General features: G+C 59.4%; 10 protein-coding genes and 1 pseudogene. 6 read left to right on the forward strand and 5 right to left on the reverse strand.

Annotation, left to right across the window (positions count from 1 at the left end):
• The first annotated feature begins 21 nt into the window (after positions 1 to 21).
• From SJY10_RS12725 to SJY10_RS12745, 5 genes are all read left to right on the forward strand, one after another.
• Positions 22 to 906 carry an ABC transporter permease gene (locus SJY10_RS12725; RefSeq protein WP_386684674.1) on the forward strand — a complete coding sequence of 295 codons (885 nt, stop codon included), beginning with the start codon at positions 22 to 24 and terminating at the stop codon, positions 904 to 906.
• Positions 903 to 1,709, forward strand: a complete 807-nt coding sequence (locus SJY10_RS12730; protein ID WP_386683161.1) for an ABC transporter permease — start codon at positions 903 to 905, stop codon at positions 1,707 to 1,709. The genes SJY10_RS12725 and SJY10_RS12730 overlap by 4 nt, the downstream gene beginning before the upstream one ends.
• Positions 1,710 to 1,775: 66 nt before the next feature.
• On the forward strand, positions 1,776 to 2,459 hold the full coding sequence (locus tag SJY10_RS12735; RefSeq protein WP_386683163.1) for a type 1 glutamine amidotransferase: 684 nt from the start codon (positions 1,776 to 1,778) through the stop codon (positions 2,457 to 2,459).
• The gene (locus tag SJY10_RS12740; RefSeq protein WP_386683165.1) at positions 2,456 to 3,808 is read left to right on the forward strand and encodes a glutamine synthetase family protein; all 1,353 of its coding nucleotides are present in this window, start codon (positions 2,456 to 2,458) and stop codon (positions 3,806 to 3,808) included. Before SJY10_RS12735 ends, SJY10_RS12740 begins: the two co-directional genes overlap by 4 nt.
• Before the next feature lie 114 nt (positions 3,809 to 3,922).
• Entirely contained in the window at positions 3,923 to 5,227 is a 1,305-nt protein-coding gene (locus SJY10_RS12745) for an NAD(P)/FAD-dependent oxidoreductase (RefSeq protein WP_386683167.1), read from the forward strand.
• Between the two features lie 20 nt (positions 5,228 to 5,247).
• Here SJY10_RS12745 and phaR read toward each other — a convergent pair whose 3' ends face one another.
• The 3 genes and pseudogenes from phaR to SJY10_RS12760 form a co-directional block, all read right to left on the reverse strand.
• Positions 5,248 to 5,793: a polyhydroxyalkanoate synthesis repressor PhaR gene (gene phaR, locus SJY10_RS12750; RefSeq protein ID WP_386683169.1), complete on the reverse strand. Its 546-nt coding sequence runs from the start codon at positions 5,791 to 5,793 to the stop codon at positions 5,248 to 5,250.
• Between the two features lie 129 nt (positions 5,794 to 5,922).
• Positions 5,923 to 6,369 carry a Phasin gene (locus tag SJY10_RS12755; RefSeq protein WP_386683171.1) on the reverse strand — a complete coding sequence of 149 codons (447 nt, stop codon included), beginning with the start codon at positions 6,367 to 6,369 and terminating at the stop codon, positions 5,923 to 5,925.
• A gap of 176 nt (positions 6,370 to 6,545) precedes the next feature.
• Positions 6,546 to 8,335, reverse strand: a pseudogene (locus SJY10_RS12760) (PHA/PHB synthase family protein).
• A 68-nt stretch (positions 8,336 to 8,403) separates the two neighbouring features.
• On the opposite strand from SJY10_RS12760, the gene phaZ reads away from it, so the two are divergent.
• Complete coding sequence (phaZ, locus tag SJY10_RS12765) at positions 8,404 to 9,723, forward strand: polyhydroxyalkanoate depolymerase (RefSeq protein ID WP_386683173.1); 1,320 nt, start codon at positions 8,404 to 8,406, stop codon at positions 9,721 to 9,723.
• Positions 9,724 to 9,778: 55 nt separating this feature from the next.
• On the opposite strand, the gene SJY10_RS12770 is transcribed toward phaZ, so the two are convergent.
• Positions 9,779 to 10,492 carry an alpha/beta fold hydrolase gene (locus SJY10_RS12770; RefSeq protein ID WP_386683175.1) on the reverse strand — a complete coding sequence of 238 codons (714 nt, stop codon included), beginning with the start codon at positions 10,490 to 10,492 and terminating at the stop codon, positions 9,779 to 9,781.
• Positions 10,493 to 10,623: 131 nt separating this feature from the next.
• Positions 10,624 to 11,370, reverse strand: a complete 747-nt coding sequence (locus tag SJY10_RS12775; protein ID WP_386683177.1) for an alpha/beta fold hydrolase — start codon at positions 11,368 to 11,370, stop codon at positions 10,624 to 10,626.
• Between the last annotated feature and the right edge of the window lie 140 nt (positions 11,371 to 11,510).

Consider the following 11,510-nt stretch of genomic DNA (forward strand, 5'->3'; position numbering starts at 1 on the left):
CCAACGTCAAGGATCGGCGCCATCTTTAGCTATTGCACAGATCCCGCCAGCCTGTCTGGCCTGACGTGGCTCTCTTGCTACCTGACGACAGGCAAGCATATGGGCATCTACTGGTCCGTCGGGACGGTCCTGCTTCTTCTCGCGATTACCGCCCCTGTGGCGTTGCTGTTCGGCTATGGCGGTGCGTCCGCCGCGCGCAGCCAGATCGCACCGGTCCGCTGGTTTGGCAAAACCTATATGGCGGTCGTGCGCGGCGTGCCGGATATCGCCTTTTTCCTGTTCTTCGTCATCGCGCTGGATCAGGGCATCGAATACCTGCGACACAAGATGTTGTGCCCCGGTTGGGACCAGCCGGTGCGGCAAGGCAACGACTTTGTCGTGTGCCAGCAGGCCAAGATGCCACTGGGCAATGCGGCGCAATGGGTTCACGAAACCTACGGTTTCGGCCTTGCCGTTCTGACCTTTTCCATCGTCTTCGGTGCTTTTGCCGCCAATGTCATGTTCGGTGCCATGCGCGCCGTGCCCCGCGGCCAGCTGGAAACGGCAGAGGCTTACGGCATGACCCGCCGCCAGGTCACCCGCCGCGTGCTGGTGCCGCAGATGTGGGTCTATGCCCTGCCCGGCCTGTCGAACCTGTGGATGGTTTTGATCAAGGCAACCCCGCTGCTGTTTTTGCTGGGCGTCGAAGATATCGTCTATTGGGCGCGCGAGCTTGGCAGCACCAAGACCCCTAATTTCACCGATTACCCCCACAGCGACTGGCGCATGTGGTATTTTGGCGCGCTCTTGGTGTTCTACCTTGCGCTGACCAAGGTATCCGAAATTATCCTGAGTCGCGTTATGTCCCGCCTGACCCGCGGGCAGGCCACAGCAGGCGGTGAAGCGCAGCGAAAGGCCGCAGGATGAGCTGCATTCAAACCATCGCCGACTACGGCCTGCGCAGCCTTGGCATCGGAGAGCGGCTTTTGCCCCGATCCGATTTCACCCTGTGCCAACAGTTCACGCTGATCGGCTCTGGCATGATCTGGAACATCTATTTCGGCATCTTCGCGCTGGCGGCAGGCTTTGTGCTGGCGACGGCGCTGGCGCTTGGCAAAGCCTCGAACCGGACGGTGCTGCGCAAGGTGTCGGAATGGTTCATTTTTATCTTCCGCGGCTCGCCGCTGTTCATCCAATTCTTCTTTGCTTATTTCCTGTTCCTCTCGCTCAAAAGCGTGGCACCGGTCTTTGGCCTGTTCACATCCGCCTGGGCCGGCGCGCTGGTTGTGCTGTTTTTCAATACTGCAGCCTATTCCGCCGAGATTTTTCACGGCGCGCTGCTCTCGATCCCCAAGGGCGATACAGAAGCGGCAGATGCCTACGGCCTGTCCGGCTGGACCCGCTTTCGCCGGGTGGTCTGGCCAACGATGCTGCGTCTGGCCTGGCCCGCCTACACGAATGAGGCGATCTTTCTGTTTCACGCAACCACGCTTGTCTACTTCTCTGGTTTTCCGGCGCTGCAACAGCGGGGCGACGCGCTGTATTATGCCAATTACTTTGCCGACAAGACCTTTAATCCCTTCGTCCCCTACCCCATCCTTGCAGGCTATTTCATCATCCTGACGCTGGTCGTGATTACGTCATTCGGCCTGATCAACGCCCGCCTGAACCGCCACCTGCCGCAGGAAAGGCGCAAGCGCCTGCGGATCCGGCCCCAGATTATCCGCTGAACCAACGCCCCGCTTGCGTGGGCGGGCACAGAGTCCTAGATTGCCGCTATCAATAGCAGGTGATCCATGAAAATCGGAATTTTGCAGACCGGGCACGCACCAGATGCGATGCGACCGGACACGGGCGACTACGCGGATCTGTTCAAGCAGTTGCTGGGCGATCAGGGGTTCGAATTTGAAACCTATGATGTTGTGGATATGCAATTCCCGGCGGACATTCACGCCGCCGACGGCTGGTTGCTGACCGGATCAAAGCATGGTGCCTACGAAGATCACCCGTTCATCGCGCCGCTGGAAACCTTTATTCGCGATGCCTATGCGGCCGGTGCGCCGATGGTCGGCATTTGCTTTGGTCACCAAATTATTGCGCAGGCCCTTGGCGGCCGTGTCGAAAAATTCCCCGGCGGCTGGGCTGTCGGGCGTCAGACCTATGACTGGCAGGGCGACACTGTCGCACTGAACGCCTGGCATCAGGATCAGGTGACGCAGCGCCCCGAAGGGGCTAAGATCGTGGCTACCAACGACTTTTGCGAGAACGCGGCGCTGGTTTACGGCAACCGTATTTTCACGGTGCAGGCACATCCGGAATTTGAAAACGCCTTTACCAAGCGCCTTGGCGACGAACGCGGCGAAGGTGTGGTCCCCGCCCCGCTGCTGACCGCTGCCCGCGCCGCCGCGATGATGCCGATCGACAACCACCGGATCGCAAATCAAATGGCCCGCTTTTTCAAAACCCGGAGCCTGACATGACCTGGCTTGACGCAATTCCCGAAGCGGCGCGCATGTATCTGGAAAACAACCGTCTGGATGAAGTCGAATGCGTCATCGCCGATCTGCCTGGCATCGCCCGCGGCAAGGCCGTGCCAGCGTCCAAGTGGGAAAAGCAGGCGCATTTTCATCTGCCCAATTCGATCTTTTTCCAGACGATTACCGGCGAATGGGGCGAAGCTGCCGGGCCAGAGGGATTTCTGGAACCTGACATGATCCTGCGCCCCGACATGTCCACCGCGACCGCCGCGCCGTGGACAAAGGACGGCACCTTGCAGGTCATCCACGATGCCTTTGATCAAAAAGGCCGCCCAGTTGGATGCAGCCCGCGCAACGTGCTGAAACGTGTTGTCGATTTGTACAAGGCCGAGGGCTGGACACCGGTCGTGGCACCGGAAATGGAATTCTATCTAGTGGGCCGCAACATCGACCCCGCCAAACCTATCGAACCGATGATGGGCCGCACGGGCCGACCCGCTGCGGCGCGGCAGGCCTATTCCATGTCCGCCGTGGACGATTATGGCCCGGTGATCGACGACATTTATGAATACGCCGAAATCCAAGGCATCGAAATCGACGGCATCACTCAAGAAGGCGGTGCCGGTCAGCTTGAAATCAACCTGCGCCATGGCGATCCGGTCAAGCTGGCGGACGAGGTGTTTTTCTTCAAGCGCCTGCTGCGCGAGGCCGCGTTGAAGCATGACTGCACCGCGACCTTTATGGCCAAACCAATCGAAGGCGAGCCGGGCAGCGCGATGCACGTCCACCATTCGGTTCTGGACCGCAAGGGGCGTAACATCTTTACCGGCCCGCAAGGCGGAGAGACCGACGACTTCTTCCACTTCATCGGCGGATTGCAAGAACATATGCCGTCGGTCATCGCCGTGATCGCACCCTATGTGAACAGCTACCGCCGCTATGTCCGCGACCATGCCGCCCCGATCAACCTTGAATGGGGCCGCGACAACCGCACCACGGGCATCCGGATTCCCATTTCCCCGCCAGAGGCGCGTCGCGTGGAAAACAGGCTCGCGGGTATGGATTGTAACCCCTACCTGTGCATCGCAGCGTCGCTGGCTTGCGGCTATCTGGGCATGAAAAACGAAATCTGGCCGGACAAGCGGTTCCAGGGCGACGCCTACGAGGCCGAAGACGCGATACCGCAGGGCCTTTATGCCGCGCTGGAATTGTTTGACGATGCCAAGGACATGCACGCCGTGTTGGGCGAGGAATTCGCCCGCGTCTATTCAATCGTCAAACACGCGGAATATAACGAATTTCTGCAGGTAATCAGCCCTTGGGAACGCGAACATCTGTTGCTCAATGTCTGACCGGATGAAACGCAACCTGCTTGCGGCGCTTGGCTTCGTGTTCTGCTTGGGCGCGATGTCACTTGCGGTCGCGACGACATGGGACAAATTTCAAAGCCAGCAGATAGAGGCCGAATGAACCCGCTATATCGCAATGATACCGCCGGCAAATTTCCGGCCAGCTGGTATGCCGCGACGACCAACCTGCCGCCGCAGCGCCCGTCACTGCGCGGCAACCGCGATGCCGATGTTTGTATCATCGGTGCCGGCTATACCGGCCTGACAGCGGCGCTGCGGCTGGCGCAAGCCGGGCGCAAGGTCATCGTGCTGGAAGCGCATCGCGCGGGCTTTGGCGCATCGGGCCGCAATGGCGGTCAGGTCGGATCGGGCTATAACTGGCACCAGATCGATCTGGCGAAAAAGTTGGGCGATGGCGCGGCGCGGGCGCTGTGGGACTGCGCAGAGCAGGCCAAGGCCGATTTGCATGATTTGATCGCGGCCCATGCACCGGATGCGAAATGGACGCCGGGCGTAGCCTTTGGCACCTATTCTGACAAGGGCCGCAAGGATCTGCACGCCGAAGCCGAATTTCTGTCGCGCACCTATGGCTATGACAAGATCGCGCCGCTGGACCGCGCCGGGCTGCGCGATCTGGTCCGAACGAACGCCTATGCCGGCGGCTGGCTGGACAACGGTGCCGCCCATATCCACCCCCTGCGCTATGCCGTTGGCCTTGCCGCCGCGGCAGAGGCTGCGGGCGCTGTCATTCTTGAAGGGTCAGAAGTTCACGGCATCCAGCAGGGTACGCCTGCCCGCGTGCAGACCGGGCGGGGCGTGGTTACGGCGGATCACGTCATTCTGGCGGGCAACGGTTATCTGCCCGGCATCAATCGCAGGGTGGCCGCCCGCGTGATGCCGATCAATTCATTTATCGGCGCGACAGAGCCGCTGGGCGATCTGGCGGACGAGGTCCTGACCCGCGATATTGCGGTGGCGGATTCCAAATTTGTGGTGAATTACTATCGCCTGTCCGAAGACCGCCGCCTGCTGTTCGGTGGCCGCGAAAGCTATTCCATCGGTTATCCCAAGGATATCGCACCTGCGCTGCATGCGCGGATGATATCGCTGTTTCCGCAGCTGGCGCAGGTCAAGCTGGACTACGTCTGGGGCGGCACGCTGGGCATTACGATGACCCGCCTGCCCGCGCTGCAACGCGTCGCGCCGAATATCATGTCGGGGGCTGGCTTTTCCGGCCACGGCGTTGCCTTGTCCGGCTTTACCGGCCGCGTTATGGCAGAGGCGATCCTTGGCCAGAGCGGGCGCTTTGATGTCATGTCCGCGCTGCCGGTGCCGAACTTTCCGGGCGGCGCGCGTTTCAGTGCGCCGCTGCTGACACTGGCCATGACGTGGTATGCGTTGCGGGACCGGCTGGGCGTCTGACCCCGCCTGCCCCGCCCGCGTCATTTTCCGAGCTTTGACAGTTTGTCCTGCATTTCAGCAAGCTGCGCTTTGATCGTTTCCAGATCATCCGCCGGCTTTGCCTTTTCCGGCTCGCGCGACACACCGGGGATCATTCCGCCGGTCATCGCCTTGAAAAAGGCGGACTGCTGACTGCGCATCGCCTCGAACCCCGGCATATTCAGCAGCGGGTTCGATTTTGTCATGTTGTCCATGGCCTTGCTTTGCCCGTCGCGCAGCATCTCGAAGCTGGCGGTCAGGAATTGCGGCACGACTGACACGGCCTGGCTGGTATAGCCGCGCACCAGGTCGGTCAAAAGATCGACGCCCAGCACGCTTTCGCCGCGGCTTTCGTGTTCGGCAATAATTTGCAGCAGGTATTGCCGCGTCAGGTCATCGCCGGATTTCAGATCAACGATCTGCACTTCGCGGCCTGCGCGGATGAAAACAGCGATATCTTCCAGCGTCACATAGTCGCTGGTTTCCGTGTTATACAGGCGCCGGCTGGCGTAGCGCTTGATCAGCAGTGGTTTATCGGTGGCGGCCACGGTCTGCCCTCCCAAGCATGATGCAGTGCAGCAATGCTATGCCGCGACTGCAAGACAAACAAGAAAAACTCTGAACACAAAAAGGCGCACCCCAAAGGGCGCGCCTGATCGTCTGAAGCCGGGTCTGGCTTACTTGGCGGTTGTCGCCTTCTTGGCGGCGGCGGTCATTTCGTCGGATGCCTTTTTCGCAGCGTTGGTCATGTCCTCGGACATGTCCTTGCCTGCGGCCATCATCAGTTCCAGCGTCTGGGTCTGAACCTTTTTCGCAATCTCTGCAAAGGCGGCCATATGCTCGGCTGCGGATTCTGCAGTGGCGGATGCGAAATCGGTCATCGACTTAGCGTAATCGGCGGGCTCTGCCTTGGCTTTCGTCATGTCCTGCATCTTGGTCAGGGTATCCTGCGCCCACTTGGCGGACAGCTGTGCGGATTCCTGTGCAGCGGACAGCGACACGGTCGACAGCTTTTCGGCCAGGGTTGCCTGGGATTTGTAGGCATCTTCCATCGACTTGGTGTCAACGGGGAAAGAGCCCATCAGGTCTTTGAAAACGGCTGTGAAGTCTTGGGTCTTCGCCATGGTATGCATCCTTTGCTATGGTGGCGAAGGTCTGTTCCATCGCCCTTATCTGCACCAACAATCTATATGCTGCACTGCAGCATTGCAAGTTTTTTCCGCAGTGCAGCATTTTGAGTTTCTGCAACTGCGCAATACTCTGATTTGTCGATACAATTCATACGGGAACTAAACTTCCCCTAGGTCACATATGTTCCCGGTGCCGGGCAAATCGGTGGAAATTTGGGCGAACCCGGTGTGCGGGGGGAATCATATCGCCTGATTTTTCTGCAAGCCATGCCTGCCAGTGCGGCCACCAGCTGCCCTCTTGTTGCTGGGCCGCGTCCTTCCATGCCGCAGGATCAAGCGAAAGATCGGAGTTCAGCCAGTGACCGTATTTGTTCTTTGCGGGCGGATTGACGATGCCCGCAATGTGACCAGAGCCCGAAAGGATAAAGGTCTTGTCAACCGAGCCCATCTTTTGCACGCCGCGATAACTGCTTTTCCAGGCTGCGATGTGATCGGTTTCGCAAGCAATGGCGCAGATAGGCTGCGTCACCTGTTCGATCTGCACAGTTGCACCGGCAACATCAAACCCCGCACCGGCAAATTTGTCATCCTGACACAATCCGCGCAGATACTGCTGCGCCATCTTGCCGGGCAGGTTCGTGGCATCCCCGTTCCAATACAGCAGGTCAAAGGCAGGCGGGGCTTTGCCCAGCATATAGCTTTTGATCGCCGGCCCATAAATCAGGTCATTGGACCGCAAAAAGCTGAAAGTCCGCGACATGTAGTATTTGTCCAAAATGCCCGTCTTGCCGACCTCAAGCTCGATCCCGTTCATGAAGTCTTCGTCCAGAAAAACTCCGACCTCTCCGCGATCGGAAAAGTCGGTCAGCGCGGTGAACAAGGTAGCCGATTTGACCGATGTATCACCGCGCTGCGCCAGCAGGGCCAGCGTCAGTGACAAGGTCGTCCCGGCGATGCAATAACCGATGGCGTTGACCTGCGGCACGTCGCAAATCGCCTTGACCGTGTCGATCGCCTGCAAATAGCCATCCTGAACATAATCGGTCATCGATGTGTCGGCATAGCTGGGGTCCGGGTTGACCCAAGACACCACGAACAAAGTATGCCCCTGATCGACAATCCACTTGATCAGCGAATTTTCCGGTTTCAGATCAAGGATATAATATTTGTTGATCCAGGGCGGAAAGATCACCAGCGGCACCGCATGCACGGATTTGGTGGTGGGCGCATATTGGATCAGCTCGAACAGGTGGTTGCGAAAAACCACCTCTCCGGGTGTGGTGGCCAGGTTTTCGCCGACGGTAAAAGCATCCTTATCCGCGAGCGTGACGACCAGATCACCGTTGTTCGCTTCCAGATCGCGGACAAGATTTTCTAGTCCCCGAACAAGGGATTCCCCTTCTGTCTCGACCGCAAGGCTCAGGGCTTCTGGATTGGTGGCCAGAAAGTTGGTGGGGCTGAACATGTCGATGATCTGCTGCCCAAAATAGCGCAGCCGCTTCTTTTCGGCAGGGTCAAGCGCTTCGACATCATTGATGGCCTGCGTGATCGCCTCGGCGTTGATCATGTATTGCTGTTTGACGAAGTTAAAGAACGGATTGGTGCGCCACAATTCGTGGGAAAAGCGGCGGTCGCTCGGGGTTTTGTCCTCTGGCGCGGCGATATGGCCCTGCGCCAGAAGCGCCTGCGCTTCTACGAAATGGGTGACGGATTTGGACCAGAACGACAGTTGATGCTCGATCAGCTTGGCCGGATTGTTGACCATCTGGGCCCAATAGGCCCCCGCCGCCTTGGCATAAAGTTCCTGACTTGGGCCTTGCAAGGCCGCCGGCACCTGCCGTGCCTTGGACAGCGCCGCCACAAGACGCTGCGTCAATGCATCAACACGCGCCAGATTTTTTTCAAGATTGTCAAGTTCTTTACGGCTTGGTTCACCTTCGTGCATATCAATAGTTGTCATATCACTCCCCCCGGCCTACCTTCGCAGTTGCAGCATTCATTGCGCGACCACATCAGGAACGTTCCAACATGAAGTATATGATGACCTACGACATGATGGAAAGCATGCGTAACACGAACCAATGGCTTGGGTCGACAGCGCGTGCTTTTGCCAGCTATCCCGCCATGGCGATGACAGCCAATCCGTTCATGGACTGGCTTGGTGCCTGGGGCGAAGTGACGGAACGGGCGTTCAGCCGGATGGTCGTCAAACCGGACTGGAACATTCCGGTGCAAACGGTCGATGATGGCACGGATCATATCGTGCATATCGAAACGGTTTTGCAAAAGCCGTTTGGCGATTTGATCCATTTCAACGTCGGCGGACGCGCACCGAAAAAGCGCCGTGTGCTGCTGGTCGCCCCCATGTCGGGCCACTATGCCACGCTTGTCCGCAAGACGGTCATTTCCTTGCTTCCCGATTGCGAGGTTTATACCACCGACTGGCACAATGCCCGCGACATTCCGGTCAGTGCCGGCAAGTTCGATATCGAGGATTATACGCTCTACCTAGTCGACTTTATGAAAGAGCTGGGCAGCGATCTGCACGTCATCGCTGTCTGCCAGCCCGCCCCCCTGACCATGGCTGCCGTGGCCTATCTGGCTGCCGAAGATCCCAGCGCGCAGCCCCGGTCCATGACCTTGATCGGCGGTCCGATTGATCCTGATGCCAATCCGACATCGGTGACGGACTTCGGCCATTCTGTCAGTATGGGCCAGCTGGAACAGCTGATGATCCAGCAAGTCGGCTTTAAATTCAAAGGGGTGGGCCGCAAGGTTTATCCCGGCTTGCTGCAGCTGTCGTCCTTCATTTCCATGAATCAAGAGGCGCATACCACCGCGTTTCGCAACCAGATCATCGCGACGGCCAAGGGCGAAGCGTCGGAACATGACAAGCATAACGAATTCTATGACGAATACCTTGCCGTCATGGATATGCCGGCTGAATTTTACCTCTCGACCGTCGAACGCGTTTTCAAAAACCGCGATATTGCCCGCAACGCCTTTGTCGTCGCAGGCAAAAAGGTCGATATCGGTGCGATCACCACAGTTGCCGTAAAGGTGGTAGAGGGGGAAAAAGATGATATTTCCGCCCCCGGCCAATGCCTTGCCGCCCTGGCCCTGATGACGGGCCTGCCCGACAGCAAAAAAGCCGCCCATCTAGAGCCGGGTGCCGGTCACTTCGGCATTTTTGCCGGTGGCAAATGGCGCAAGAACATCCGCCCGCTGGTGCTGCGTTTCATCGACGACAATGCGGATGCGCCGCAGCCAGAAAAGCCTGCCAAAGCTCCGGTTAAAGCCAAGGCCAGCAATGTCACGGCCATGCCGTCCAAGACTGCTGCGAAGTAAGCAGCTACTGTCAAACAGCCCCGCACGGCTTCGCCCGGCGGGGCTGATTGCTGACCTATCGCAAAACGAGCGGTTGCTGCATCCAGGCGCGAATGACTGCCAGGGTTGCCTCTGGTTGTTCCAGCGTCGGCAGGTGGCCGGCACCCTCAATGACTTCCAGTCGCGAATAGGGAATCATTTCCGCCATGAATTCATGGCGCCGCACTGGATAAATCGTGTCCTCGGCCCCGCAGATGACCATGGCCGGCTGGCGGATCTGGCGCAGGGTGGCCGATTGGTCCCGGCGGCGTTGCATGGCGCGGGCCTGGCTGACGTAACGCTCTGCCCCTGTTGCCCAGGCCATGTCGGTGACGCATTCCATTGCCGCGCGGCGGTGCGGGCCATCGGCAAAGCAGGCGGCAGGCATTTCCTGCGCGACGACATCCTTAAAACGGCCGGCACGGGCGGCGACGATCAGCGGCTCTCTTTCGGCGGCCGTTTGCGGCGTTTCGGGCTGGGCTGTGCAGTTCATCAGCGCAATGCGCAGGACCCGTGTCGGCGCGCGGCGCGTTACCTCTAGCGCGACAACGCCGCCCATCCCCGCCCCGAGCAAGGCAAACCGTGCGGGCGCGCAGTCTAGAATACGACTTGCGATATCTTCGATCCGGTCGCCCCCGGCCGTCGGCATGATACAGGTCGCGTGATCCACCGACATTGCGGCTGTCAGCGACGCGAAAACGCGGGCATCGCACAGCATTGGCGGAATCATCACCAGCGGTTCGTACGCCATTATCTTGCCCTGCTCTTTCGTGTTTTGCCCGTCATCGCACCGGGGGCAAAGCGGTGCAACCCCAAGCGGGCGGCGCTGGCGGCGGCTTGCCATGACACGCCCGCCGCTACCGCAAAAGCCTGGCTGGCAGATTAGCTGCCGATGCGGTCCAGCACCTGCTGCACGGCCTGTGTCATCAAAGCCAGACAATCGGGATCGGAAAAGCGGTGGTCCGCGCCCTTGACCAGCGTCAGCCGCACATCGTTCCCGGTCACATGATCCAGCAACCGCATCGCGACACTGACGTCGACATCCATATCCGCGGTTCCCTGCAGAAAACGCACCGGGAACGGCAGATCCAAAGGGTCGCGCAGGACAAGCTGGTCGCGTCCCTCCTCGATCAAGCGGCGGGTGATAATATAAGGATCGCCATAATCAGAGGGCAGCGCAATCTGCCCGTCGCGCATCAGGGCATCACGCTGGTCCGCGTCAAAGCTGGCCCGCATGCTGTCTTCGGTGAAATCCGGCGCAGCGGCGATGGTGATAAGGCCCGCAATTCGTTGCGGCATCGCCTTGGCGCAAAGCAGCGAAATCCACCCCCCCATGCTGGACCCGACCAGCACCAATGGCCCATCGATCATGGCCAGCACTGCGCGGGCATCCGCGCACCAATCGCCGATGGCACCATCGGTAAAGGCTTCGCTGCTTTCACCATGGCCGGAATAGTCAAACCGCACGAAGGCACGGCCCTGGGCCTGCGCCCAGGCTTGCAGGTGCACAGCCTTTGTGCCGCCCATGTCGGATTTGAACCCGCCAAGGAATACGACCGTCGGACCCTGTCCGGCAGTGTCGTGAAAGGCAATCCGTCGCCCCTGCGGTGTTGTCAGCATATCTGGCATCGGCCTGCACCCCTTTTGACTTTGCGGCCCACCACATCACGGCAAACAGGTCAATGACAAGGGGTGGTGCGCGGCCGGGCGATGCTTGCGCGACCGGTGTCGCCCCCTTGACCGCGCGCGCACCAGACGGCATCTAGGCG

Origin of the sequence: Loktanella sp. R86503 (genome assembly GCF_042466455.1) — a bacterium.
Lineage (GTDB): Bacteria > Pseudomonadota > Alphaproteobacteria > Rhodobacterales > Rhodobacteraceae > Loktanella.